The organism is Nitrosopumilaceae archaeon, assembly GCA_035631875.1.
In the GTDB taxonomy this organism is placed as follows: domain Archaea; phylum Thermoproteota; class Nitrososphaeria; order Nitrososphaerales; family Nitrosopumilaceae; genus TA-20.
Map to the genome: position 1 here is coordinate 397109 of DASQHX010000009.1, position 24298 is coordinate 421406.

The window sequence follows — 24298 nt, forward strand, 5'->3', positions numbered from 1 at the left end:
ATCATTGTTTTACATAAATGCCTTTTCCAAGGCTCAATTCTCATTTTTGAACTCGTTTTATAAAATTAATTTATTTTTGCAAGTTCAAATTCATCATGTAGGGCCTGTACTGCCACATTACAATCAGCATCTTTTACTACAAATGCCAAATTAAGCTCAGAAGAGCCCTGTGCAATCATTACAACATTTACTCTTTTTTTTGCAATAGCAGCAAAGACTTTTGATGCAACACCAACAATTCCCCTCATACCAGATCCGATTAATGCAATTATTGCGACATCAACTGTTACATCTACTTTTTTTATTATTTTACCTAATAGATTCATTTCAAGTGCATTGACAGCTTTGTCTAGATCATTCTTTTTTACGATAATCGATATACTTGATTCTGATGGGCTTTGTGAGATCATCATAACGTTTACTCCAGCTTTGGCAAGTGTAGAAAATATTGTAGCGGCAGTTCCAGGTGCACCAACCATGCTTCCTCCTCTAACATCTATGAGTGCAGTGTGTCGTATTGCACTAACACATTTTACTGTTTTTTGCGCATCAGCTTTTGGAGTAGCAGTTACAAATGTTCCAGAATTTTTAACATTAAATGTACTTCTTATTCTAAGTGGTATTTTTTTTGTAACTAATGGTTCTAGTGCTCTTGGATGAATGTATTTTGCACCAAAGAGTGCCATTTCCATAGCCTCAATATAAGAAACCTCCTTTAGGACCTTGGCGTTTTTCACAATTTTTGGATCGGTTGTCATTAAACCATCTACATCACTCATAAGCCATACTTCATCAGCCTTGATACTAGAAGCTATAATTGTGGCAGTATAATCTGAACCTCCTCTTCCAAAAGTGGTTATGTTTCCATGCTGATCAGCTCCTGCAAATCCTCCAATGATAGGTAAAGTCTTTTTTTCCAAGAATGCATCAATTGTATGAGAAACATGTAATCTTGTTGTGTCCATAAGGGGTTTTGCCTCACCAAAATTCGAATCAGTTACTATTCCTGCATCTTTTCCAGTAAGGGCTATTGCTTTGGTACCTAAATCATTTAGAGCAGCTGCAACTAGATTGATAGATAATCTTTCTCCAAATGAGATAAGATAATCAGAAGAACGAGGAGTCACTTCGCCAAGTAAAAGCATTCCATGCAATAATTCTTGTAGCTCAGAAAGATCCGCTGTCATCTTATCGACTAATTCTTTTCTTATCTTGGGATTTTTGACGCATGTATTTGAAATTTGCAGGTGATTTTTAATTATTTTTTTTGCAAGATTATTTGCAGCGTCTTTGTTTCTATTTTGAATTAGGGTTGTTATTCTTATCAAATCATCTGTGACACCAGTAATTGCAGAAAAGACACAAACTATTTTGTGTTGTTTTGATAATGAGTTAATAAAATTAGCTACATGTCTAATGTTTCCAACAGAAGAAATTGATGTCCCACCAAACTTCAACACTAATTTCAATTCAGTATACCTGTCTTAATTGTCCTTAAATGCTTTAACTTTCTACCCTAGGTGCTAAATAGAAATGAATTCTACCTATGTTTGCTACTTTGAATTCTAATCTTAGTGGCATCTTAGTAGAATATTCGCAAACCACTGTTCCTGCAACAGTCCCCACAGCTTTTACAATACTGTTAAGATATTCCAAACTGTAGGTTGCTGTACTTTCTTCTTTTACCTCAATTTCCGGCATTTCTGTCATTCCCTTTTCTAGTGTAATTACTGCCTCTCCAGAATCACCTCTTCCAGAAAATTCAGCTTTGGATGCAGTTGCACTTATTGAAAGATATTCTGAAACAACTTGTATATCACCTAGAATTTTGTCAAACTCCGTTGAAGTAACCCCAATCCTTGCATTATATGAGATTTTTGGGAGAGGAGTGTCTGTCGCAGAGCTCTCAATCAGTCTCATTTTGTATTTTTTATTTTTTCCTATTGTGACAAGTAATAGGTTTTCTTCTGATATACTGACCTCAATGCTATCTTTTTTATCGGCTCTTTTTATTAGCTTAGAAAATTCATCAATTCTTACACCAAACTTTACATCATTATCACATTCATATTTTTCAAATGCGGAGTTGGGCCATGCAATATCTATTAATGCAACATGAGATGGATCCATGCCTCTAAATGCTATTCCTTCTCCTGTTGCTTCAAAGGTAGCTTCTTCTACCAAAGTAGAAATTGCAGAGATGACTGCTTTCCATTCATCTGATCCATTTGTTTTTGCAGAAAATACCAAACTTAATCAATTGTCTAACATCTTCAAGTTAAACGTTATGCGTAATTACGCCATGTATAGCTGCATTTAACGCAGCGATAAAACTGGGTTGTTGGTTCATCTGCACTTCTAGTTTGTAACATCCACCACACTGCTTCTGTGTTTCCACATTTTTCACAGTCAATTTTTATAACAGGTAACGTTGGCGTTTTTTCATTTTTATCGAAAACATTAATGGTAGAGCTACTCTCTCCTTTTACTTGTTTTCTTTCTTTTCCTCCTTTTTCAGCGTAACCACATTTTTGACAAATAAAAGAATCAGAGCTATCTTGTTTTAAGCGCACCTCACACTTGGGGCAAAATTTCATTTAAACACCTTTTAATTTAGAATGTACTACTTTTTTTAGTTCGTCTGTATATTCAATTGCAGTCTTTACTGCCTTTTCTATTTCTTTTAATGGATTTCCTTTTGATGTGTTTACACGCATCCAATATTCTCTAGTAAGTGGATGCTTCATTATTACACCTGCAAATTCTATACTAGATTCCTTGAGAAGTTCATGTTGCACTATGTATAATGTGCCAATATCAGATTTCGATATAGTTAATGAAACTTCCTTTGGAGAAGATTTTGTTATTTTTGCATCCATGTAAATAAAAAAAATACTTATTGAGGATATAAACCATTACGGTTAATTGTCTAATGAAAAGACCTTCATCACTGATGTGGAACTAGAGAAATCAAATGATAAATTCAGAACCGATGAAAATGTTACAATAAATGTAAAATTTGCTGTAATGGGTGCATTTCGAGAAGCTTTTAATGAAAAAAATTGGGAAAGAGCATACAATAAACATGACAATACGTTCAAGCTAAAATACGGAGTCAGACTCTATACAGGTGGACTACGAAAACGTGAGATAGGAAAACCAGTAGACACATACAGAAAGGCAGCGTTATTTTGGACACGTAACCCTAAACTCACCCAGATGGCAGAAAAAAAGATCTGGGTACAGATAGCAAAAAATTTTGAACCGTTTATTCCAAAAAGTCTGGTAGAGGCTCAAGAATTGCTTCTTAATTTTAATGAAAAAATTGAATTCAAAGCGTCTGATCTTAGTATTGGAAAACATAAGGTTGGTGCAGAGGTTTTTGTTTCTTGGTTAAAACATGACTATACTGATACATTTGATGAAAAAACACATTCTAAAGAGATAGAGATCGAGATTACCAAATAAGGATATAAATGGAATTATTAGAGTTAGGTTATGGCAAAATTTGATGGACTTAGAGGACAGGAACTGCTTGAAGTAGAAGAAAAAAATGGCGAAATAACTTTGATCTTCAAGGATAACAGATTTTTGTTTATCAAGCTTGAAAATGGAAAAATGGTAACTACTTCTATACCAGAATAGTTACTTGTGAACAAATTTGTGATAAAGACCTACTGCTATTTCTTGTGATTCAGATTGTATGGAGCCTGGTCTTTCTTTACGTACTTTTTCAATTGCATTTTTAGCAGATAAGTTATGATATTTTATCAAGTAGCAAGCTAATATGGTTCCCGTTCTACCAATTCCAGCTGCACAGTGAACCATAATAGGTTCATCATTTTTGATCCGTTTTTGGATAAAGTCAACAGTCTGATCTATTTTATCCATGTCTGGTGCAGAAAGATCTTCTGTGGGTACATGAAGATAGTTAATATCTTTAATCCATGACTCTGGAAGAGGATTTTCTGTCATTGTAATAATGGATTTCACGCCCCGTTTTCTAACCCATTCAAGCTCAGCTATAGATGTTGGCATTCCACTTCCTGCAAGTTTATTGTTAATTAACCAGCCAAAGTTAGTTGGTTTTTTTGTTATCTTACCATGTACACGACGCCATAAGTTACCGGGTTTGCTCAACAATTATGGTTGAATTTTTCCATATATTTAGACAGCGTGGTATAGTATTCACTAGTATAGTTTAAAGAAAAAGAAAGTTAATTGTCGGACTACTTATTCTGCTAGTTCAGTCCAACCTTTGACGAATACAGAGTTTCTGTATAATGGTACTGGTTGACCTACTGTAAAGTCCATTGGTCTCATCCAGAAGATTGCTTTTGTTGGGCAAACTCCTATACATGCACCGTCTGAGATGCATCTTTCTGGATAAAAGACAAATGCTTTACCCCTCTTCCAGCCTTCTACTGGTTTTACTCTTAGTACGTCTGGGCCTAGTGATGTACAGATCTCTACGCAGAGTGCACATCCTATACACATTTGTTCGCCTATATCGGGTATTATTCCAACTGGCATATTCAGTATTAATTCGCTAACGGATCTTAATATAACTTGCTCAAAATAACTGAGTTATAACGGCGTTTGAGAATTTTATAACAGTGTTAAAATTTTATTTGAGATCATTAGCTTATTCTAAATTTTTAGAATGAGTTAAGTGTATTGCATGTAATCGACGTTTTTTTATAATTTAATTTTATTTTAAAATCATGGCAAACAAAGTTCATTGTGCACATATTCTAGTTGAAAAGCTAAGTATTGCTCAAGAATTAAAAACAAAAATTACAAAGGGTGAAAGCTTTGCAAATCTTGCTAAAGAATATTCAATTGATGGCTCGAAAAAACGAGGTGGCGATCTTGGGTATTTCGGTAGAGGTATGATGGTGTCAGAATTTGAAAAAGCTGCATTTTCTCTAGAGAAAGGTCAGGTTTCAGACATAGTAAAAACTCAGTTCGGATATCACATAATAAAAAGATTGGATTAAAGTGGAATTGAATCTGCAGGGATAATTGATTTTTCTTTTTTATCTAAAAAATTTAAAATTATTCCTTGATCATTTTTTTCAAGTAAAATTTGTTCTCCATTTTTTGCTTCTATTAGCCGTTTTCCCGTAGAAGAAAGTACCCAACCTTCTTCTTTTTTGAATCGAACCATACTTGTTATGACAACATAAGAGCCAGTACTATATGCAATACTAGCTAGCAACATTACATATGATGTGACAAGCTTGCCAATGTCCTTTTTTTTGTTTAACATGTTAAAAAGCCCATTAAGGGAATCTATTATCACTACAGATTTTTTTGTACTCAAATCTACCAAAATTTTTGCTAGTGTATTATTTAGTATTTCAAAAGTGGGTTGAAACAAAGTAAGGTTTTGCGGAGTCTTAATCATTCCAGATACAATATATCCACTATACAATAAATCAAGATCCAAATACAATACATCCAGTTTAAGATCATTTACAAGTTTTGCAATAAAACCAGCTTTAAGAAATGAATCAGAATACAAAACTGAATTAATTTTGTTTGGCCTAAGTATGTTTTGTAAATTCAAAATAATTTCAGCCTTTGAAGTATTATCATGATTTTTAAACAACGTTGTAGTTAGATAGATCGTAATATAATAATGAATTTAGATTATGATGTTTCTCAAGATTTTCCGTTTAAAGATACAATCTATCTAAACAACGCATCAACTTCATTGATGCCAATTTCTAGTATAAAGGCGATGACTGATTTTCTTGTAAGTTATAATGAGATGGGGCCAGATTCAAAAAAAGCAGATAGTTACGTAACGGAAAGATTATTTCTTGCAAGAAAGGCTGTCTCACATTTAATAAAATGCAAACCAGATGAGGTAATCTTCACTCAAAGCACTACAGATGGTGTTAATATGGTTGCCAGTGGTTTGAAATTAAAACAAACATCAAACATCATAATTCGTGATTCAAATCATGAGCATCCTGCAAATTATTATCCATGGATACGTTTAGCTCAAAAGTTGACGGTAAATAATTTGAAAGTCAACAATATTGGTTATTTTGACCTTGAAGAATTAAAAAATATGATTGACAATAATACTGGTCTTGTTGTACTAAGTCACGCTCTCTTTAACACAGGTGCAGTTTTACCTGTAGAACAAATTGGAAATATCTTAGCTGAAAAAAATATTCCATATTTCATAGATGCTGCACAAACAGTTGGTTGTCTTGAAGATGTTGATGTAAATAAAATCAAGTGTAATTTTATGTCTTTTAATGGTTCAAAGTGGCTCTGTGGTCCGATGGGAACTGGAATATTTTTTTGTAAAAAAGAATCAGGTGAAATGCTAGAACCGCTTCAGGTAGGTGGAGAGTCAGCCTTATTTCATGAAGGTAAGATTGCTTACAAGGAGATGCCAGCTAAATTCCAAGCTGGATTTCGCAATTGGGCAGGCATAGCTGGTCTTGAGGCATCTATTGTCTATTTGTTACGATTAGGTCTTGAAAATATTAGAAAAAAGAATATCAAACTTGCCAATATGATGCGTGAGGAGTTATCAAGAATTCCAGGAGTTGTCTTGTACGGACCTGATGAACCAGAAAAAAGAACGAGTATTGTTTCTTTTTCACTTCTAAATCAAGACCCAAAAATTGTTGTAGAAAGACTCGAGAAGCAAAACATGATTCTGGCAGTGCGAGAAATCTTTGCTCAAAAAGTGATTAGAGCTTCTATGCACTTTTTTAATACAGAATCTCAAATTCTCAAAGTAATAGATGTAATTAAAAAAAATTAGTTTATTGTTCTTGTTCTTCTATAACCATCATTGTTAAGGTTGAATACACTTTGTCTATTTTTCTGATTTTGTTTGTTATGATGTTTCGTAAAAGATCCATGTTATCTGCTGTTATTTTTACAATTATGTCATACACACCATATACTCCTTGGACTTCGTATCGAATGGATTTTCCCTCCTTATCCAGTATTTCTTTAATTTTCTGAATTATTTCTACGTCAGAACCTAAATCAGAATTTAACAAGATATAGGTTGTAGGCATAAGGTAATTCTCGTTTCACAATATTTAACCTTTGACTAGGATTTATCTTAAGTGCAATTACCCGCTAGAAAACAAACTGAAATCTATTTCGTTTATAATTTTCTGCTAATTTTCCAGTTATAGGAATTTTATTTCCACAAAATTTACAGTTATTATTTTCGTCCATATTCCAACCTTGAATATCAAAACCATATCTTTTGACAACTATGTTATTACATTGAGAACAGTACGTATGCTCAAGCGGATGGCCAGGTACGTTTCCAAGATATACGTATGCGAGTCCTTCTTTTTTCGCAATTTCATAGTGTTTTTCAAGTGTCTTAATTGGTGTTGATTCAAATTCCATCATTTTATAATCTGGGTGGAACCGCAAGAAATGAATTGGCATTTCGGGCCCAAATTCATCATAAATGAACTTACAGAGCTTGGTTGCATATTCTAAATTATCTCCAACTTCTGGAATTATTAAATCAGTTATTTCTACATGAATTTTGGTTTTATCTCTAATTTCTTTTAGAGTATCAAAAATTGGTTTTGGATCAGGAACCCCGATGTATTTTCTGGTGAAATTAGGTTCGGCATTACCCTTAAAGTCAACAGTAATACAATCAAGAAATTCATCCATCATCTTTACTGTTTGTGGTGTATCGTAACCATTTGAGACAAAAATATTGAAAAGACCTTTTTTTCTTGCAATAACACCACAGTCGCGTGCAAATTCGATGAAGATGGATGGCTGGTTATAGGTATAGGCTATTCCATCAGCACCATATCTTATGGCTTGATCTACTACTTGTTCGGGAGTCATTTCAATTCCTTCTACTTTTCTTCGTTGACTGATGTCATAGTTTTGACAATATTTACACAACCAATTACAACCAGTAGTAGCTATGGAATAGATGCTAGTACCAGGTCTGTAATGAATAACTGGCTTTTTTTCTATAGGATCTACATGACCAGAAATCACTCTACCGTAAACAAATAACTCGAGTTTACCGCCTTTATTTCCTCGAACACCACAAAGACCAATCTGTCCATTGCCAATTTCACAATATCTAGCACATGCTGTGCAACGAACCTTATCATTTGGCATCTTTTCATAGAGTATTGCTTCTTTGGACGTTACCATTTACTACTTAAAATTATCATATAAGCTATCACGTCACTGCATGCATAGAAGTTTTTTCTGGTCTCAGCTTTTTAATTGCATTTAATAGATCTTCTTGCGTAATCTTTATGGATTTAACTGATTTTTCTTTGTTGTCTACGTATCGCTTTATTGCAGTTATTGCTGCTCTACTACAAGCACCCTCAATTTCCGCTCCGCTAAATCCTTCTGTCATTTCCACAAGTTTTGTTAAATTCACATCTTCTGCTAGGGGCTTTTTCATGGTATGAATCTTGAAGATGTTTTCACGTCCTTTTGAATCTGGTAATGGCACTTCAATTATTCTATCAAATCTTCCAGGTCTCAATAATGCAGGATCAACAATGTCTACTCTGTTGGTAGCACCAATCACTAGCACATTATTCAATTCTTCAAGACCGTCAATTTCTGTTAGAATTTGTGAAACTACTCTTTCGGTAACATGTGAATCTGAACTTCCAGAACCTCTGGCTGGTGCTATTGCATCTATTTCATCTAAGAATATTATACATGGAGCAGCTTGTCTTGCTTTTCTGAAAATCTCTCGCACACCTTTTTCAGATTCTCCTACCCATTTTGATAAGAGCTCTGGGCCTTTAATGCTGATAAAGTTAGATTCCGTAGTATGTGCAAGAGCTTTTGCAATCAATGTTTTTCCTGTGCCTGGTGGACCATGTAATAAAATTCCTTTTGGTGAAGTAACTCCAGTATACTCAAATGCTTCTTTGTGTTTTAGTGGCCATTCAACAGCTTCGTGTAATTCTTCCTTAAGTGATTCTAATCCTCCAACATCATCCCATGTGACATTTGGAACTTGAACTAGTACTTCTCTTAATGCAGATGGTCTTACTTCTTTTAATGCATCTTTAAAGTCATCATCAGTAATCATGATTTTTTGTAAAATTTTTGCAGGAATTTTTTCTTCTTCAAGATCTAATTCAGGTAAGATTCTTCGTAATGATCTCATTGCTGCCTCTTTTGCAAGCATTTCTAAATCAGCGCCAACAAATCCATGTGTTACTCTTGCAATTTGATCTAAGTTGACTTTGTCATTAAGAGGCATGCCACGTGTATGAATATCCAGGATTTCTTTTCTACCTGCTTCGTCTGGTATTCCAATCTCAATTTCACGATCGAATCTTCCTGGTCTTCTTATTGCAGGATCAAGTGAGTCTGGTCTATTTGTTGCTGCAATGACAATTACTTTGCCTCTTGATTTCATTCCATCCATTAAAGTCAATAACTGTGAAACTACTCTTTTTTCTACTTCGCCAGTAACTTCTTCCCTTTTTGGAGCTATTGAATCAATTTCGTCAATGAATATTATACTTGGTGCACCCTCTTCAGCTTGCTTGAAGATATCACGTAATCGTTCTTCGCTTTCTCCATAGTATTTTCCAATAATTTCTGGCCCACTAAGTGAAATGAAATGAGAGTTTGTTTCTCCTGCCACTGCTTTTGCTAAAAGTGTCTTTCCTGTGCCTGGTGGACCATACAACAATACTCCTTTTGGTGCTTCCACACCTAATTTTTCAAATAATTCAGGATGTCTCATTGGAAGCTCTACCATCTCGCGTATCTTTTGAACTTCTTTCTTTAGTCCTCCTAATTCATCATACGTAATTCGTGGAATACTGTGGTCAATTGCCTTAGTCATACTGCCTAGCTTGAATTTAGTTTGTTCAGTTATTATGACAGGTTTTGCAGATGGAGTAGTACCTGTTACAATCAATTGAGTTCTAGCGCCAAGATGTGTCATTACAATAAGTGTGTCTCCATTTGTTAAGACGTGACCATCATAGTTTACTTGCATATATTCTTGTAATCCTTCCTCACTTAGTTTTTCAATTGGTGACAAAACCACTTGTTCTGCTTCTTTTGCGTCTACTTTTTTGACAGTTACTCTGTCATTTATGCCAGCATCAATATTATGTCGCGTTAATCCATCAATCTTTATGATTCCAGTACCATAGTCTTCTGGAGAACCAGGCCATAACTTTACATGACTTTTTCTATTACCGATAATTTCTAAAACTTGGCCAACTTCCCAGTTGTTATCCTCAATTATTTTTGGATCTACTAGGGCAATGCCCTTGCCTACATGGCGTTGTGAGATTTCTTCTATTTTTAAAATTATTTCGCTCATAAATTAATCACCATAAAAAATAGGGGTTGGATTTATTCAACCTCCACAGTTTTTCCTTTTGGTTTTTCGTCTTCTTTCAGTTTGAACCTTACTTCAAGAATTCCGTTAGCATATGTTGCCTTTACAGAATCCTCGTCTACCTTTTGTTTTATAGGTACTTTGGCACTATATTTTTTCTCGCCATGTTCTGCATCAAGATTTACTGTGCGTCCTTCAACTACGATCTTGATGTCTTTCTTTTCTACACCTGGCATTTCAGCTACAAGTTTCAGAACTTTTTCTTTGTCATCAACTAGAACGTCAACAAAAGGTTCTCTTACATCAGATGTTGGTAGAAGTGCTGATTTTACGTTTCCATATTCTTTTACAACTGGTTTACCGTCTGGCCCAATTGTCATGGTGTAACCATAATAGTATGGACCATAGGTCTGGAGGTTGTCTGAATCCTTGAACTCTTCGAATATATCGTCCATATTCATGAATGGTCGAGACATTCTTTTGAAGAGGTTGTCGAACTCGTCATTTAGGAACATGTTATAATCACTTACATAATGTAATACATATTACATTATATATAGTTTTTGTAAGTATATACCGTATTCTTACATAAGACTATTATATATGACAATTAATATTATTTATGCTTGAAGACTGCAAATGTTTCTGTCCCAGATGCTGTACGGGAAATTATCACTAGGAACCGCTCAATTTATGATTGCATAAAGATGGATTTGATAAATTATACTGCCCTAGCTGTGAAGATCCAAAAAGATGTTGAAGCTCAGGTTGGTCCTGTAAACCTGAACACCGTTGTTGTTGCAATCAAAAGATATGCAGATTCATTTGATAAAAAAGACGAAGTTCAACAAGAACCTGTTTTAAAAAATGCCAGACTTTCATTAACAGATGGAATTTTAGATATCAAATTTGCAACTGATGAATTTGGGGCAAATGATACTGCTACGCTTATGGATAAATTTACACAGATAGATCCTGATTACGAGTTTTTTAGATTCACAGATTCATTTAGAGTTTTAACTGAAGACATATTGGATGTAAGAAAACTTTTAGAATCATTTCCATTTCAGAAAAACAATTTTCAAACAGGATTAGCAAAAATCAGCATACGTGTTCCAGAATCTCAAAGTGGTTCTGATATAGTTTCTTATGTATCTGAGATACTGCATAGTAATGGAATAGAACTTGTAAATGCCTTTTTTGGCCAGGATGACATCATCATTGTATTAAAGGAGAAAGACGCTGCAAGAGCCTATGAAATTTTGCGTTCTGAGATTTCAAGATAGTATGTATCTTGGCAATATCTAATTAAATTTTAAATATAAAAGATAGAAAATATTTAGACACCAAGAGATTCTGGCTTTGAGATTTCTAAAAAGACCTTATCTCCTACAGAAAGTCCAAGTTCTTTGTATTCACGCATATCCAGTTTCATTGAAGTAATTCCACCTGCTTGGCCAAATACCCCTCCAGACATCATTTTGTTAAGGCCTTTTACCATATCATCCATATTCGTAAAACCCATAACATTTGAACCAAAAGGAGACATTGGCTGGTTCTGCTCTCTAAAATCCTTAGGTGATGAGAGAGAAATTACCACATATGGCGCACCATCAGGCGCGGCATCAATACGAACTACTACGTACTCTTTCTTCATATAGTCTTACCAGTTTTTATGATATTTTATTGTTCCCTTAGTATTTTTATTTTAATATTTGAAGGAATGATAATCAGACCCATAGGATATAACCGGCAAATTGGGTTTAAGTGTAAATGTCTGAAGGAAAGAAGAGAATTCTGATTCTAGGTGGGGGATTTGCTGGCGTAGAATGTATGCGAAAACTAGAGTCATATTTTATGAATGATACAGATATTGAAATCGTTCTGGTAAGCGAAGACAATTTTCTTCTTTTTACTCCCATGCTTCCCCAAGTAGCATCAGGGATGATTGAGACACGACATGTTGTGATACCAATTAGGACTCTTTGTAAAAAAACTATATTTTATGAAGCACAAATCAAAAACATTGATCCCTATGGAAAGATTGTAACTCTTACTGGAACTAATGAACGACGCGGTATTTCTTTACATTATGATTTTCTTGTTCTTGCATTAGGAAGTCAAACAAACTTTTTTGGAATTGATAAAATGGAAGAGAGGGCATATTCCATGAAGACGTTAAACGATGCAGTAGTTTTACGAAATAGAATAATAGACATGTTAGAGCAAGCAGAGAATGAAAGCGACCCAATTCTTAAGAAAAGTTTACTTACACTTGTAATAGTTGGAGGTGGATTTGCTGGAATTGAAACAGCTGGTGAATTAAATGATTTTGTACGTGATGCAAGAAAATATTATCCAGATATAAAAAAAGAAGACATTCGAGTAATTGTTTTAGAAGCAGCCTCATTTATTTTACCAGGATTTAATGAGAAACTAGCTAAATTTACACTAGAAAAACTAACAGAGCATGGGGTAGAGGTCAAACTTGGTAAGAAACTCTCAAGTTTTTCTGGTTCTGAGGTAATAATAGAAGATGTAGTTGATCCAAATAAAACTGCAGCAAGCCAACCTGTTATAGAAGCAATTCAGACAAGAACTTTGGTTTGGACTGCAGGTATTACCCCAGTTGATATAATAAAAAAATCTGTCTTTAAGACAAATAGGGGAGGAATTGTTGTAAATGAATTTTTGGAAGCTCCAGATTTTCCTGGAGTTTTTGCCATTGGAGATTGTTGTTATTTACTAAATCCACAAACCAATAGACCATACCCCCCAACTGCGCAAAGCGCAGAAGCTGGAGCAAAAATTGTAGCATATAATTTACAAGCCATAATAAAAAATAAACAAAAAAGAAAATTTGAATTTTCTTCAAGAGGTCAGATGGCAATAATAGGAAAGAGATCAGCTATTGCTACCATATTTGGATTACATTTACATGGTTTTGTAGCATGGTGGATTTGGAGGACTGTCTACCTTTCTAAAATTCCAAGACTTGACAAACGCGTAAGGATTTTTCTTGATTGGACTACAGATCTATTCTTTGACAGAGACATATCCAGATTGAAAATCTTCAGACGTGAATTACCTGTAGAATACAAGGAGCTTGATGAAGTTGATGATGTTTGGTAAAAATAGTAAACCCCCCTTTTACGCATGAAAACTGACGCTGTCTAGGTAATATCGAACGTTATGATTTGTCGGAGAATCTTTAAGATCAATATGGAAGTAATGATGTCATGAAACATCTTTACATTATTCTTGTTATTGGCATTTTCATTGTACCACAATTGGCTTATGCTCAGATGACACAAGAACAAGCTAACAAAATTTTGACTTGGTTTTACATATTCGAAATAGTGTTTTTCACTCTTTGTGGACTAGGGACATTTTATGCTATGCGAATAGTTCTTCGACGACTCTCACAACAACGAAATCTTGACCGTAAAAATCGTACTATTAACGTTGTAGTGACGATTGCAGTAATAGTACTAATTTTTCGCTTTGTTGATGTACCGAATTTTATTATGTCCATCATAGAAAAATCACCCACGTCTTTCCTACATTGACTCTCAAAGATCACCAAAACCACTATGATATTAAATACTTGAGAGGATACGGCTCTCAAATTTCAGTAAAAAACCAAAGAATCGTTCTCAAAAATGGTGTTATGATTCTTTTTTAAGAGATTTTTTTCTTTTAACTAAAATTCCTACTGCTACGCCTACGCATATTGCGATACCTATGCTAATCTCATACTTGAGATTACTTTGTGGTTGATTTGATTCGTTTGAAACTATTTGAAATGAGTTTAAGACGTCATCAAAGTTTTGTAAATCATCATCAAAATGCTTTTCCTGATTTGCATAAGTAATTGTATAGAATTTGTCATTTGTTGATATGATAGCTTCTTTAAATTTAATTATGAATCCTTGATTTTGAGATAAAAATTCACCTTTTGATTCTGAAATGTAGCCATCATACCCATTGATTTTTTTGGTTTCATCAGATAGGAAAATCAATCTACCAGCATCAACTGCAGGTTGAAGTCGTGCTTTCTGATCTTTAACGTATTCTTCAAGTAAAGTTCCGTTTGAATTCTCAACAGAAACGGAGATGGCTGGTGCAAATCCATCTACTTTTGTACCAACTATAGCAACATCAGGTGCATTTGGTTGTGTCTTTTTTAATTCTTGTACTGTCCAATTATCTGGTGGATGAAAAGAGAATCCTAATAGTTGATTAGTATAATTTCCTGTTTCTTCTGTAGAATTGGAACTTGCAAGTATTTGAGGTATCAAGCTTACAAAAAGAAGAAAACAAATGCTTGGTGCAAGTAAGTTAAAACGCAATAACTGAATTCGTCAGTCCCTATAATAAAAGCCAATTGTAAAATTAAAATTTTGTAGATTATATTACGACATTGAAAAACAAACACATGGGAGAAGTTTATGCTGTAGGAGTGGGTCCTGGATCTCCTAGATACATAACTGATGTTGTAAAAGAAATAATACTATATTCTGATATCGTGGTTGGATACAAATACACACTTAAAACAATTGAGCGACTTTTGGTCAATAAAGAAGTATGTGAGATAACCATGCAAGACCAAGAAGAAACCTATCAGAAAATTGCAAAAACATTAGGTGATAAGACATTAGTTGTTCCATTCACTGGTGATGTGAATTTCTCTGAATCCGAAGTTGTAGACAGACTAATTGAGATTTTTGGAAATGTGCAAATAATTCCCGGCATTAGTTCTGTTCAGGTTGCAGCATCAAAAGCAAGAGTGCCTCTTGATAAAAGCAAAGTAATCACTATGCATATAACTACAAGTATTGAAGAAAAAAAGATCGAACTACAAAAGGCATTATTAGATGGATATAGTGTGGTGCTTGTACCAAGACCGTGGCCTAAAGATCCTTCAAAACACTTTATGCAGTCTGAGGTTGCTTTCTATTTAAAAGATCATGGATTTGATACCTCAAAAATGAAAGTTCATGTTTTTGAATTTTTAACTACAGATAAAGAAACCTCGTTTGTAGGTATGGTTAAGGATTTAGAGGGAAGGCAGTTTTCAGATCTTTCAGTCATGGTTTTTGATCAAACAAAACTTGAATCATATATTAATTTTAAATAAAATAATTTTACTTTTGATTTAGTGAAGCCCTGGATTATGAGATGGGGCTGTTATGGTTTGTGAAGAAGAGGCAGGGATTGAAACTATAACACCGTTCATCCATGTATATGATGGATCATAAAATCTGATGATCCCCACGTCGTTTATTGTAACTTGAAATGATTGTCCTGGTGCAAGAGGGCCACTATCAAATTTTCCATCTGGTGTGAAAGGATTATCATTTTTTTGTGTGCTATGTCCACTAAGAACTCTGTGAGATACTGTATCATTGTTTGTCCAAATAATAGTAGTACCAGGAATGATTTGTAGATCAGTTGGTAAGTAATACTGATTGGTATAAAGTTGGTTTTGTTGTGATGCAGAACCTTGGGGTTGATACGAACCTGGTTGTATGCTTATTTGAATGGGTTTACTCTGTGTTGATATTTGTGAAATTGATGAGATTACACCATTAATCCATGTGTATGAAGGATCGTAGAATGTTATGGTACCTACACGATTCATTGTGTATTGAAATGATTGTCCTGGTAAAATGGTGCCACTGTTAATTTGATTATCTGGTTGAAATGAAGGTGCAATTGCTGTCGGATTGGCAGAGCCTCTTTGCCCTTGTGTTGTTGTAGATAAAATTCCACTAAGAAGTGTGTGTGGTACAGAGTCGTTGTTTGTCCAGACAATGGTTGTACCTGGAGTAATTTGGATAGATGGTGGAGAAAGAACTTGTCCTGTTTTCATAGTTGATGCTCCTTGTAATATTGAAATTTGAGTTGTCTTCACTTGTGTGGTAGTTACTGATTTTGAGGTTATGGCACCTGACATCCACAAATATGAAGGATCGTAGAATGTTATAGTTCCAACATTATTTACTGTATATTGAAATGTCTGTCCTGGTGCAATAACAGGACTGATGATTTGTCCATCTGGAGAAAATGAACCTTTTGCATTTGTTGTTGATGTTGATATAATTCCGCTTTCAATTTGGTGTGGTACAGAGTCGTTGTTTGTCCAGACAATGGTTGTACCTGGTGTGATCAATATGGAAGATGGTGAAAAATAATTTTGATTAAATTGATTAGATGCGCCTGGTACAATACTTACTTGGAATGTATTTCCTTGATTTTGTGTTGGTGTAGTTTGTGTCGGAGTGATTTGTGTTGGTGGGATAACATTAGAAATCGTTGAGGTTATTTTTGCACTGAAAGCAACTTGGAATGGCTCAGTTGTGCCAGTTATCTTTCCTGTAAAGTAATAAACTGATCCTTCTTGACTTGTTTGAACCAGTCTCCCAAATATGTTAACATGAATTGTGTCACCGTTTGAATTTTGGGCATCACCTGTAACTACTATAAATTGTCCATTACGCAATAGTGTTGTAGCCCAAGTTCCAGAGTTAAGATAGTTATTGCCAGAAATAGAAACTAAACCACTTTCTAGTGTTACCGGAGTGTTACCATTGTTCAAAGTCCCTGTTGAAAACTGTAAATCAATCTCGGAACTTTGAATGGTTTGAGTTCCTACTACAAAACCTGTGGCTTGTACTAGATATTTGTTATCTGACATTAATTGAGAATAAGCGTGAGGTAATGAGATTGTTAGTAATATTCCTGTAATTGAGATTAGTAAAATTAATCCAAGTTTCATAATTGAATTAAAGTTTAAAGTTGTATTTAATTAATAGGTAAAATTTATCAACATAATTAGGCAATTCCTGGCTGCTTGTCTTTCCTAGCCAGATCATCCATATAGTTCATTTGTTGCTCCATGAACTTTTTCCTTTTTTCTTCTTCTTCCAAGTCTTTCATATCTAGAGGTTTTATTTTCAATAATTCTAAAAGTTTGACAAGGATTGTTTGTGTTGCTTTTGGTTGTATAATGTTCGGATTATCAATTTCCATAAGAATGCAAATACTGTCAAGATTTTTTTCTTTTGCAATACCAAGCACTAATCCATTAAAGCCCGTTATCTGTCCTTTGCCATTTAGAAGTTCGATTTTTTGTTTTTTTAATAGATTAGTAAGATTAGTTGATGATGCTACACCAAATAACTTTGGTTCAGTAGGATTGGGAGATCTCAATGCTGCTCCAATGGAGTATAATATATCGACTTTGAGTTTCTTAGCCATCTCAACTACCTTATAACACAATTCATACAGTCTTCTTGGATCTGAGGGATTAAATTCGCCAGAAAAAATTACAAGATTTTCTTTTTCACAATAATGAAACTTGTAGCTTGATTGATTATATTGAATCAAGCCTTTTTCATAAGACACAGCAGGAGGCCAAAATGCATAAATTTCAGCAAATAATTTTGCTTTTAGTTTTTTTACAAGAAAATCCATTCCCTATGCCTGCAACGTTACCCATATCTGGAAGGGCGGCAATCATGTTTGGGTTTTTTAGTTTTGGAAGAGTATGGATTTTTAGACCAAGCATTATTGCTTTGTATTTTATGTTAAAATAAAAATGAATCTAAGATTTTAAATGAGTAATAGATCCGTATTGACTTATCATTGCAGATTCAATGAATCCTCCCGCAAGTAGTAAAGCGATTACAATTCCTATTTCAATTATGGTTGGTCGGATTTCCTGTTTTATTGGATTTTTTTTAATTATGGTCCAGATGAGGATGAAGCTTCGTGACATTCCTATGGAATAAGCTGCAAGTTCCATTACTCCAAAGGGAGATATTATTAGAATAGTTATTGGTGGAATTTTGGCAAGTAATGGAGATGTAGATGCAATGGCATTAAAAGCAAGCCCTGTTGATGCGGATGCAAACAACCCCCAGGCAATTCCAAACCCTGGGATAAACATTGGTAATCCAATTGAGGCATTATGTGTAAATATTCCAATTGCATTAATTCCTTCTACTGCCTGTTCAAATTCTTTAAGAAATGCTTTAGAATCTTCTTGTGGCATTTTGATTTCAGCTCCTATAGAAAATGATGTGGCAAAAATTCCAACAAAAATAAACCCAATTAAAATTCTTTTTTTCCTAAACATATTTTGAGTTAAAATAAACTCTATTTGAGGGTTGACAGTTTGAAACAGATTTAATTAAAAGTTCTATTATGAGTCCTTGATGAAAGAAGATGTCTCATCTGCATTGACCTATGCGTTAAGTAGGGGTTTTCAGATTCATCCTGATGCTTTTAAAATACTTGAAAAAATTGATGTAAAAGAGCTTGAGAGAATAATCAAACAAGTAGTAAGAGAAAAGACAAAGCAAAACTTGTTTTTGATAAATCAAAATGATTTGAAAATGTTTGTTGATTCTGGGATTGATGAAAACATAGAAAATAATCATGTAATTTTATCAGATCCTACAAAAAAAATCACATCAGCAGAAGGAATTGATGGTTTTAGTGCGCTTTTTGCAAGCCGGTACTCAAAATTATTAAAAATAATATTGCAGAGGTCTCAATCTAAAAAACTAAGCCCTATTGACACCATTAAAAGCGGTAAAATCAAAGAGGAGGTCTTTGTAGCTGGTCTTTTGATGGATAGAAAAATAGACAGAGATGTAACAAAACTTGTTGTAGATGACCCGACTGGTTCTCTTGAGGTATTGGTGTTTAACAAGGACCTACAAGAGACGGCCAATTCCCTCCTAATGGACCAGTTTGTAATGTTTACAATTGTTCCAGGGAAAAATGGTGGTTTTATTGTAAAAGAATTGGTTGTACCAGATGTTCCAGACCATGTTACAAATCGTTCAAAGACTGAGACCTATGCTGTTTTGATCTCTGATTTGCATGTAGGAAGTAAGTATTTCATGGAAAAAGAGTTTACAGAGTTTGTAGAGTGGCTCTCAAGTCCAGACCCAATAGCAAGGAAAGTTCGCTTTGTTTTGGTTGGTGGTGATGTGGTAGACGGGATTGGAATTTTCCCAAACCAGGATAAGGAATTACTTTTAGTTGATACTAATCAACAGATGTTAAAAGCAGCTCAATTATTGGATAAAATTCCAAAACACATCAAAGTTTTCATAATTCCAGGAAACCATGATCCAGGTCGTAGAGCTCTACCCCAACCTGCAATTCCAGAAAAACACAATCTAACTTTATGGAATAGGGAAAATTTTTTCATGTTAGGTAATCCCTCCATGTTAGAGCTAAACGGTGTCAAAATCTTAATGTTTCATGGACAAAGCTTGGATGATGTTGTTGGAACCACACCTGGGCTAAGTTATTCACAGCCTGCAAAGGCAATGCGTGTTTTACTAAAAGCAAGACATCTTAGTCCTATCTATGGAAAACGAACTCCAATTGCGCCTGAGACAGAAGACATGATGGTGATAAATGATGTTCCAGACATTTTTCATTCAGGACATATTCATGTTGTTGATCTTGACATGTACAAGGGTACACTTATTGTAAACTCTGGAGCTTGGCAAACACAAACAGCATATCAAGCAAGTGTTGGGGTCACACCAACTCCGGGAATTGCCGTTATTGTAAATTTGGCCACAATGAAGGTTTTTACCAAAGACTTTACTGAAAAAGAATAATTCTAGATTAAATCTTCAAGTGTTAGGTCTTCTTTGAATGCTTTTTTTATTGTGTCAGGTTGTAATGTAAGACTGAATTTTTTTGTCCTTCCATGCATTCCTTGGTGAATAATTTTTCCTGAAATTAGACCCGTCATCTCTATTTCACTAAGTATTTGGGTGATGCGCCTTTGTGTAAGCTCCTTTTGTCTGATAATCTTGCAGAGGTTTTTGTAGGAATGATAAATTTCTCCAGTTGTTGTCCCGTTTGCTTTCATTACGGCTAAAATTAACAGTTTTTCATGGAGTGGATAAGAATTAAGTGCAGTGGTTTCCTTGTCTTCTTCCATTTTTAGTGAGGCTTTTCTGATGTGTTCTTCTTTGATATGGTCTGCTTGTTCTCGTTCTGCTATTTCTCCAGCTACACGTAAGAGATCAATGGCTCGTCTTGCATCTCCATGTTCTTGGCCTGCCATTGCAGCACAGAGGTTTACTGCTGCCTGCTCAATTGCCGTGGAAATGAATGCAACTTTGATTCTTTCTTCGAGAATTTCTTTAATTTGTCCTACACTATAATTTGTAAATACAATTTCCTCCTCACTTAGGCTGCTCAAGACCCTTGGATCTAGTCTTTCCTTGAATGTGAGATCGTTTGAGATTCCTACTAGTGTAAGTGAACCTTTCTTTAGTCTCTCATTTGCTCTGGTAAGTGAGTAAAAGACATCTTTGCCTGTTTTTGATACTAGCTCTGCGAGATAATCAATTTCATCTACTACAAAGACCGTATTAAGAGAGTTTTTTTCTATAATAGAAATGATTCTGTTAAACACCTCACTAATGGATAGACCGGTGCTTGGTAGATCTTTTTGAGTTGTTAGCCCTAACTGGCGGCCAAATTTTACCAATAATCCATAGAGTGTTGTTTCTTCCTTAGAGTTTGCATAAACCAATTCTATTGGAAATGACTTTTCTTTTGCCCTTTCCTGTATCTTGTTTAGTATCTTCTTTACAACTAGGGTCTTTCCAGTACCTGGTTTTCCATAAACAAGTAGGTTAGATGGACGAGATTTTTTTAATAATGGAATAAGTGATTGTGTGACTTTCTTTTGCTCTTCATCTCTATGAAGAATGTTTTCTGGGATAAAGGCAAAATGTAGTGCTTCTCTATTTTTAAATAATGATTTTCCGTTTGCTACGTCATCAAGTAATTTGTCTATTGGGTCGCTGTATGCTAAAGCCATTGAGATCGATCCGATCGCGCTTTGGAATTTGAATAGATCATTGAATAATTGTTAACAAACAAGTGCGATCATATACACTTGTTTCTGAAAAACCCACACACCAATACTTCCACTCTAGCTTAATTAAAAAATATTTTTTTAAAGAAAATAAAATAATTAATGATAAACCAAATTTAGTTATTCTATTCTAATTGTATTATCAAAGATAGAATCCATATGTAGACAGAGAAGAAACAAAGGTGTGTGGGTATGCCTAAAACAAAATTAACATCATGTGAACAAAATGTTAAACTAGATGTGGAAAAGCCTAATTTGACCCCTTTATTTCCAGTCCAGGCGTGAAGTCAGGTCTTAACAATGTTAAGGTTGTAGAATAGACCCCTATGTTTCCAGTCTAGGCATGAAATTCATACATATTGTGGTATAAAGGGAAAGGTGCCTAGTTAAGGTGCCATAACAAACTAGGCGTGAGCTAGGCAGTGAATGTTAACAAACACACTGGTTAACAAATATTCTTTGATCTGTTCAAGTGTTAAGGTGTTAACCCAATCGATCACAATGACAAGAAAAAAGATTAGGATTGACCTAGAGGACTCGGAGGGGGCCAAATACAACTTTAGCCTAGAAGGCAACGTAACTAGGGATAAAATGTTAAAGATATTCGAATTAATGGATTTAATCAACATTGAAGAAGTAGAAGAGTCTCCTCAACTAGACTCAATTGGCTCCAAGATTTGGTATATGGTGGACAAACATTTCCCACTGGGCAAGTTTACCTCATCTGAGATACTTGAAAAATATGAGGATGAATATGGAGTACCAATCAAACTTAGTATAGTATCCACATACCTTGCCAGGTTTGCCACAAAAGGAAAGATAGTCAGGGAAAGACAAGGCAGGGAGTGGGCATATCAGGTAATCAAACTGGCCCAGAAACAACGGAATCTGGAAACTTAGGATATTATAGCTTTTTTAATAACGAGACAGTCCTGCTCCATTACTACCCTAACATAATCACCTTTTTGTAATTGTAGATATTTTCTAAATTGTATTGGAATGGAAATGGTTCCACCTGAGGTGATTTTGATCAGTTCTTCATTTGTGGGCATGATATAGAATAATTAATTTATCTATTTAAGATTTTATTATTATATGAAATTATTATAAAATGATATTTTGTGGCAATGAATATGGAGGATCCTTGGTCAAACTATTGTTGGGGGGTTAATTTGGCAATATCCAGCTTTGTCTTACCCTTATCTGTAATGTAATAGGTGAATGGTTTGGTCTGCATGTTTCTTTCCACCAAACCCTCCTCGAAAAGCTTCTTCATCATGCGTGATGTGTGTTCTCTAGTTCGTCCTATTGTGATTTGTATATCACGTGATGTCATAGGTTTTTCTGTGATTAATCTTAAAACATAATCTGTAGCATTTCCAAAATTCATGTTATGCATGCGCTCCTTTGGTTTCTCTTCCTGGGCAGGGACCATCTTCTCTCCTTTTACTTCTTTTGGCTTTGGGATAGGAATTTCCAATTCTTCAGATTCCTTCAATAATTCAGCAGAATCTATACGTATTTTCATATCTATTAACTGATTTTCATAATATTGTAGGCGCTCCGTATAGGATTTTAAAAGATCTGAATCGGTCTTTATGAGAGGTTTTACTTTGTTGTAGACCACTATTGCAACAATACCTAACACAAATGCAATAAAAATACCTATTATTGTGCCTATATCAGGTATATCTACTAACATCACTATATTTTGCATATCTATGTGATTTATCATGTTTGAGTAAAACTTGTTCACACATTACATATCAATCACAACATTACTTTATCACTAATTCTAGACTAGAGTTAGATCATAAAAGAGATAAAATCACACTCTACAGGCACGATTTACTAACTCACCTATCACAACCATGATTTCTTCCTCCTTTTCAGTAAATACATCACTACTATGTATCACAGAAACTTGTTCAGATAGCCTTGAAATCACATCAATATCCTCAGGCACAAGTATGCCTAGGCCTCTTAACAATATTATAGAATAGAATAACCCAATTAACTTGTCCCTTGACTGACCTACTTGCCTGAAATATGCCCCTTTACTTATCGTAAACTGGGTCTTGTGTAGGTTCAGTTGATTTAAAATAATTTCAATTTGTCTTTCTGTAAATAGAGATTTTTTTATAATTTGCCTTATTATATTGTTAGAAATTGGATTAGGAGACTCCGCCATAGCTATACAGATCTGTATACATACTTTCAATTAAACTTTAAATGAATACCCAATAACCAGTCTTATGCCAAACGTAGAAAGCTATCTAAAAGACACTCTGAAGAGAAAAAAAGCCCTGCTCTTTGTATTAATAGACTCTGAAATATCTGAAGTAAAATCATCAGTCAAGCTTGCAAAAGAGGTTGAGAGGATAGGAGCTTCTGCAATACTTGTTGGGGGTTCATCAGCAACAGATCAGCTTGGCATGGCCCAAACGGTAAAGATACTAAAGAAAGCTCTTAAGATCCCAATTATTCTATTTCCAGGAAATGTTACAGGTGTTGTACCAGGCGCTGATGCAATCCTGTTTAGTTCCCTTTTGAACTCTGATAACCCTTATTTCATCTCACAAGCTCAAGCGTTGGGGGCACCCAGTGTACTCAAGTTTGGTTTAGAACCGCTTCCAACAGCATACATCATAATTGGTGAGGGAACGTCGGCTTGGTTTGTAGGCTCTGCAAGGACCATACCGTTTGAGAAATCAAATTTGGCAGCAATGTATGCCCTTTCTGCACAATTCATGGGAATGAGGTTTGTCTATCTTGAGGCTGGATCTGGTGCAAAATCTAACGTAAAACCAGAGATGGTTGCGGCCGTAAGGAAGGTTTTCAAGGGCTTTTTGATAGTAGGTGGGGGAATCAAGACTCCTCAGACTGCATCTGAGATAGTCAAAGCAGGAGCTGATGCCATTGTTATTGGTACCATGCTTGAGAAAGGCGGTAGCCTCAAGACTCTAAGCGATATTGTAAAAGCCATCCAGACTGTAAGGAAGTAA

Annotated in this window: 30 protein-coding genes; 10 read left to right on the forward strand and 20 right to left on the reverse strand. The window is 34.8% G+C overall.

Annotated features, from left to right (window positions below; translation table 11 throughout):
• Positions 1 to 65: 65 nt before the first annotated feature.
• From VEU72_04275 to VEU72_04290, 4 genes are read right to left on the reverse strand one after another with little or no spacing between them, the layout of a single operon-like run.
• Entirely contained in the window at positions 66 to 1460 is a 1395-nt protein-coding gene (locus tag VEU72_04275) for an aspartate kinase (protein HYL66347.1), read from the reverse strand.
• A gap of 43 nt (positions 1461 to 1503) precedes the next feature.
• Positions 1504 to 2250 carry a proliferating cell nuclear antigen (pcna) gene (gene pcn, locus VEU72_04280; protein ID HYL66348.1) on the reverse strand — a complete coding sequence of 249 codons (747 nt, stop codon included), beginning with the start codon at positions 2248 to 2250 and terminating at the stop codon, positions 1504 to 1506.
• 35 nt (positions 2251 to 2285) lie between these two features.
• Positions 2286 to 2597 (reverse strand): transcription factor S, encoded by a 312-nt coding sequence (locus VEU72_04285; protein HYL66349.1) that lies wholly within the window; start codon positions 2595 to 2597, stop codon positions 2286 to 2288.
• Entirely contained in the window at positions 2598 to 2879 is a 282-nt protein-coding gene (locus VEU72_04290) for an RpoL/Rpb11 RNA polymerase subunit family protein (protein HYL66350.1), read from the reverse strand.
• Positions 2880 to 2925: 46 nt separating this feature from the next.
• Here VEU72_04290 and VEU72_04295 point away from each other — a divergent pair, with 46 nt between their 5' ends.
• Positions 2926 to 3468: a hypothetical protein gene (locus tag VEU72_04295; protein HYL66351.1), complete on the forward strand. Its 543-nt coding sequence runs from the start codon at positions 2926 to 2928 to the stop codon at positions 3466 to 3468.
• A gap of 30 nt (positions 3469 to 3498) precedes the next feature.
• Entirely contained in the window at positions 3499 to 3645 is a 147-nt protein-coding gene (locus VEU72_04300; protein HYL66352.1) for a hypothetical protein, read from the forward strand.
• Here the strand turns inward: VEU72_04300 and VEU72_04305 are convergent, their stop codons facing one another.
• Both VEU72_04305 and VEU72_04310 read right to left on the reverse strand, forming a co-directional pair.
• A complete protein-coding gene (locus tag VEU72_04305; protein ID HYL66353.1) occupies positions 3646 to 4140 on the reverse strand; it encodes a dual specificity protein phosphatase 23 in 495 nt (164 codons plus the stop codon).
• A 93-nt stretch (positions 4141 to 4233) separates the two neighbouring features.
• The gene (locus VEU72_04310; protein HYL66354.1) at positions 4234 to 4533 is read right to left on the reverse strand and encodes a 4Fe-4S binding protein; all 300 of its coding nucleotides are present in this window, start codon (positions 4531 to 4533) and stop codon (positions 4234 to 4236) included.
• A 191-nt stretch (positions 4534 to 4724) separates the two neighbouring features.
• Here VEU72_04310 and VEU72_04315 point away from each other — a divergent pair, with 191 nt between their 5' ends.
• Positions 4725 to 5000 carry a peptidylprolyl isomerase gene (locus tag VEU72_04315; protein HYL66355.1) on the forward strand — a complete coding sequence of 92 codons (276 nt, stop codon included), beginning with the start codon at positions 4725 to 4727 and terminating at the stop codon, positions 4998 to 5000.
• On the opposite strand, the gene VEU72_04320 is transcribed toward VEU72_04315, so the two are convergent.
• Complete coding sequence (locus tag VEU72_04320) at positions 4997 to 5614, reverse strand: hypothetical protein (protein ID HYL66356.1); 618 nt, start codon at positions 5612 to 5614, stop codon at positions 4997 to 4999. The two genes, VEU72_04315 and VEU72_04320, sit on opposite strands and share 4 nt — an antisense overlap.
• Positions 5615 to 5644: 30 nt before the next feature.
• On the opposite strand from VEU72_04320, the gene VEU72_04325 reads away from it, so the two are divergent.
• Positions 5645 to 6793, forward strand: a complete 1149-nt coding sequence (locus VEU72_04325; protein ID HYL66357.1) for an aminotransferase class V-fold PLP-dependent enzyme — start codon at positions 5645 to 5647, stop codon at positions 6791 to 6793.
• Between the two features lies 1 nt (position 6794).
• Here the strand turns inward: VEU72_04325 and VEU72_04330 are convergent, their stop codons facing one another.
• From VEU72_04330 to hsp20, 4 genes are all read right to left on the reverse strand, one after another.
• Positions 6795 to 7055 (reverse strand): Lrp/AsnC ligand binding domain-containing protein, encoded by a 261-nt coding sequence (locus VEU72_04330; protein HYL66358.1) that lies wholly within the window; start codon positions 7053 to 7055, stop codon positions 6795 to 6797.
• 64 nt (positions 7056 to 7119) lie between these two features.
• Complete coding sequence (amrS, locus tag VEU72_04335) at positions 7120 to 8184, reverse strand: AmmeMemoRadiSam system radical SAM enzyme (GenBank protein ID HYL66359.1); 1065 nt, start codon at positions 8182 to 8184, stop codon at positions 7120 to 7122.
• 28 nt (positions 8185 to 8212) lie between these two features.
• Positions 8213 to 10348: a CDC48 family AAA ATPase gene (locus VEU72_04340; protein ID HYL66360.1), complete on the reverse strand. Its 2136-nt coding sequence runs from the start codon at positions 10346 to 10348 to the stop codon at positions 8213 to 8215.
• A 32-nt stretch (positions 10349 to 10380) separates the two neighbouring features.
• Positions 10381 to 10881 carry an archaeal heat shock protein Hsp20 gene (hsp20, locus tag VEU72_04345; GenBank protein ID HYL66361.1) on the reverse strand — a complete coding sequence of 167 codons (501 nt, stop codon included), beginning with the start codon at positions 10879 to 10881 and terminating at the stop codon, positions 10381 to 10383.
• Between the two features lie 111 nt (positions 10882 to 10992).
• Here hsp20 and VEU72_04350 point away from each other — a divergent pair, with 111 nt between their 5' ends.
• Positions 10993 to 11652, forward strand: a complete 660-nt coding sequence (locus VEU72_04350; GenBank protein ID HYL66362.1) for an ACT domain-containing protein — start codon at positions 10993 to 10995, stop codon at positions 11650 to 11652.
• Between the two features lie 53 nt (positions 11653 to 11705).
• On the opposite strand, the gene VEU72_04355 is transcribed toward VEU72_04350, so the two are convergent.
• Complete coding sequence (locus VEU72_04355; GenBank protein ID HYL66363.1) at positions 11706 to 12023, reverse strand: hypothetical protein; 318 nt, start codon at positions 12021 to 12023, stop codon at positions 11706 to 11708.
• Positions 12024 to 12139: 116 nt separating this feature from the next.
• Here VEU72_04355 and VEU72_04360 point away from each other — a divergent pair, with 116 nt between their 5' ends.
• On the forward strand, positions 12140 to 13498 hold the full coding sequence (locus VEU72_04360) for an NAD(P)/FAD-dependent oxidoreductase (GenBank protein HYL66364.1): 1359 nt from the start codon (positions 12140 to 12142) through the stop codon (positions 13496 to 13498).
• 536 nt (positions 13499 to 14034) lie between these two features.
• Here the strand turns inward: VEU72_04360 and VEU72_04365 are convergent.
• Positions 14035 to 14718, reverse strand: a complete 684-nt coding sequence (locus VEU72_04365; protein HYL66365.1) for a PsbP-related protein — start codon at positions 14716 to 14718, stop codon at positions 14035 to 14037.
• Between the two features lie 71 nt (positions 14719 to 14789).
• On the opposite strand from VEU72_04365, the gene VEU72_04370 reads away from it, so the two are divergent.
• The gene (locus VEU72_04370) at positions 14790 to 15506 is read left to right on the forward strand and encodes an SAM-dependent methyltransferase (GenBank protein HYL66366.1); all 717 of its coding nucleotides are present in this window, start codon (positions 14790 to 14792) and stop codon (positions 15504 to 15506) included.
• 18 nt (positions 15507 to 15524) lie between these two features.
• Here VEU72_04370 and VEU72_04375 read toward each other — a convergent pair whose 3' ends face one another.
• The 3 genes from VEU72_04375 to VEU72_04385 all read right to left on the reverse strand — a co-directional run bounded on the left by VEU72_04375 (position 15525) and on the right by VEU72_04385 (position 18509).
• On the reverse strand, positions 15525 to 17147 hold the full coding sequence (locus VEU72_04375; GenBank protein HYL66367.1) for a plastocyanin/azurin family copper-binding protein: 1623 nt from the start codon (positions 17145 to 17147) through the stop codon (positions 15525 to 15527).
• Positions 17148 to 17203: 56 nt separating this feature from the next.
• Positions 17204 to 17845, reverse strand: a complete 642-nt coding sequence (locus VEU72_04380; protein ID HYL66368.1) for a PAC2 family protein — start codon at positions 17843 to 17845, stop codon at positions 17204 to 17206.
• Between the two features lie 130 nt (positions 17846 to 17975).
• Complete coding sequence (locus VEU72_04385; protein HYL66369.1) at positions 17976 to 18509, reverse strand: stage II sporulation protein M; 534 nt, start codon at positions 18507 to 18509, stop codon at positions 17976 to 17978.
• A gap of 79 nt (positions 18510 to 18588) precedes the next feature.
• Here VEU72_04385 and VEU72_04390 point away from each other — a divergent pair, with 79 nt between their 5' ends.
• Entirely contained in the window at positions 18589 to 20016 is a 1428-nt protein-coding gene (locus VEU72_04390) for a DNA-directed DNA polymerase II small subunit (GenBank protein ID HYL66370.1), read from the forward strand.
• Between the two features lie 2 nt (positions 20017 to 20018).
• Here the strand turns inward: VEU72_04390 and VEU72_04395 are convergent, their stop codons facing one another.
• Positions 20019 to 21236 carry an AAA family ATPase gene (locus VEU72_04395; GenBank protein HYL66371.1) on the reverse strand — a complete coding sequence of 406 codons (1218 nt, stop codon included), beginning with the start codon at positions 21234 to 21236 and terminating at the stop codon, positions 20019 to 20021.
• Positions 21237 to 21794: 558 nt separating this feature from the next.
• Between VEU72_04395 and VEU72_04400 the strand changes: the two genes are divergently transcribed.
• Positions 21795 to 22193 carry a hypothetical protein gene (locus tag VEU72_04400; GenBank protein HYL66372.1) on the forward strand — a complete coding sequence of 133 codons (399 nt, stop codon included), beginning with the start codon at positions 21795 to 21797 and terminating at the stop codon, positions 22191 to 22193.
• Here VEU72_04400 and VEU72_04405 read toward each other — a convergent pair.
• From VEU72_04405 to VEU72_04415, 3 genes are all read right to left on the reverse strand, one after another.
• The gene (locus VEU72_04405) at positions 22190 to 22345 is read right to left on the reverse strand and encodes an AbrB/MazE/SpoVT family DNA-binding domain-containing protein (protein HYL66373.1); all 156 of its coding nucleotides are present in this window, start codon (positions 22343 to 22345) and stop codon (positions 22190 to 22192) included. The genes VEU72_04400 and VEU72_04405 overlap by 4 nt on opposite strands.
• 101 nt (positions 22346 to 22446) lie before the next feature.
• Positions 22447 to 23049: a winged helix DNA-binding protein gene (locus tag VEU72_04410; GenBank protein HYL66374.1), complete on the reverse strand. Its 603-nt coding sequence runs from the start codon at positions 23047 to 23049 to the stop codon at positions 22447 to 22449.
• Between the two features lie 72 nt (positions 23050 to 23121).
• Positions 23122 to 23484: a hypothetical protein gene (locus tag VEU72_04415; protein ID HYL66375.1), complete on the reverse strand. Its 363-nt coding sequence runs from the start codon at positions 23482 to 23484 to the stop codon at positions 23122 to 23124.
• 64 nt (positions 23485 to 23548) lie between these two features.
• Here VEU72_04415 and VEU72_04420 point away from each other — a divergent pair, with 64 nt between their 5' ends.
• Positions 23549 to 24298, forward strand: a complete 750-nt coding sequence (locus tag VEU72_04420; protein ID HYL66376.1) for a geranylgeranylglyceryl/heptaprenylglyceryl phosphate synthase — start codon at positions 23549 to 23551, stop codon at positions 24296 to 24298.

What these genes read in the sequence shown, in the direction of transcription:
- VEU72_04285 (HYL66349.1), bottom strand. Translation starts at nt 2,597, where the DNA reads ATGAAATTTTGCCCCAAGTGTGAGGTGCGCTTAAAACAAGATAGCTCT.
- VEU72_04290 (HYL66350.1), bottom strand. Translation starts at nt 2,879, where the DNA reads ATGGATGCAAAAATAACAAAATCTTCTCCAAAGGAAGTTTCATTAACT.
- VEU72_04300 (HYL66352.1), top strand. Translation starts at nt 3,499, where the DNA reads ATGGCAAAATTTGATGGACTTAGAGGACAGGAACTGCTTGAAGTAGAA.
- VEU72_04310 (HYL66354.1), bottom strand. Translation starts at nt 4,533, where the DNA reads ATGCCAGTTGGAATAATACCCGATATAGGCGAACAAATGTGTATAGGA.
- VEU72_04315 (HYL66355.1), top strand. Translation starts at nt 4,725, where the DNA reads ATGGCAAACAAAGTTCATTGTGCACATATTCTAGTTGAAAAGCTAAGT.
- VEU72_04325 (HYL66357.1), top strand. Translation starts at nt 5,645, where the DNA reads ATGAATTTAGATTATGATGTTTCTCAAGATTTTCCGTTTAAAGATACA.
- VEU72_04330 (HYL66358.1), bottom strand. Translation starts at nt 7,055, where the DNA reads ATGCCTACAACCTATATCTTGTTAAATTCTGATTTAGGTTCTGACGTA.
- amrS (HYL66359.1), bottom strand. Translation starts at nt 8,184, where the DNA reads ATGGTAACGTCCAAAGAAGCAATACTCTATGAAAAGATGCCAAATGAT.
- VEU72_04340 (HYL66360.1), bottom strand. Translation starts at nt 10,348, where the DNA reads ATGAGCGAAATAATTTTAAAAATAGAAGAAATCTCACAACGCCATGTA.
- hsp20 (HYL66361.1), bottom strand. Translation starts at nt 10,881, where the DNA reads ATGTTCCTAAATGACGAGTTCGACAACCTCTTCAAAAGAATGTCTCGA.
- VEU72_04355 (HYL66363.1), bottom strand. Translation starts at nt 12,023, where the DNA reads ATGAAGAAAGAGTACGTAGTAGTTCGTATTGATGCCGCGCCTGATGGT.
- VEU72_04360 (HYL66364.1), top strand. Translation starts at nt 12,140, where the DNA reads ATGTCTGAAGGAAAGAAGAGAATTCTGATTCTAGGTGGGGGATTTGCT.
- VEU72_04375 (HYL66367.1), bottom strand. Translation starts at nt 17,147, where the DNA reads ATGAAACTTGGATTAATTTTACTAATCTCAATTACAGGAATATTACTA.
- VEU72_04380 (HYL66368.1), bottom strand. Translation starts at nt 17,845, where the DNA reads ATGGATTTTCTTGTAAAAAAACTAAAAGCAAAATTATTTGCTGAAATT.
- VEU72_04385 (HYL66369.1), bottom strand. Translation starts at nt 18,509, where the DNA reads ATGTTTAGGAAAAAAAGAATTTTAATTGGGTTTATTTTTGTTGGAATT.
- VEU72_04390 (HYL66370.1), top strand. Translation starts at nt 18,589, where the DNA reads ATGAAAGAAGATGTCTCATCTGCATTGACCTATGCGTTAAGTAGGGGT.
- VEU72_04395 (HYL66371.1), bottom strand. Translation starts at nt 21,236, where the DNA reads ATGGCTTTAGCATACAGCGACCCAATAGACAAATTACTTGATGACGTA.
- VEU72_04400 (HYL66372.1), top strand. Translation starts at nt 21,795, where the DNA reads ATGACAAGAAAAAAGATTAGGATTGACCTAGAGGACTCGGAGGGGGCC.
- VEU72_04405 (HYL66373.1), bottom strand. Translation starts at nt 22,345, where the DNA reads ATGCCCACAAATGAAGAACTGATCAAAATCACCTCAGGTGGAACCATT.
- VEU72_04415 (HYL66375.1), bottom strand. Translation starts at nt 23,484, where the DNA reads ATGGCGGAGTCTCCTAATCCAATTTCTAACAATATAATAAGGCAAATT.
- VEU72_04420 (HYL66376.1), top strand. Translation starts at nt 23,549, where the DNA reads ATGCCAAACGTAGAAAGCTATCTAAAAGACACTCTGAAGAGAAAAAAA.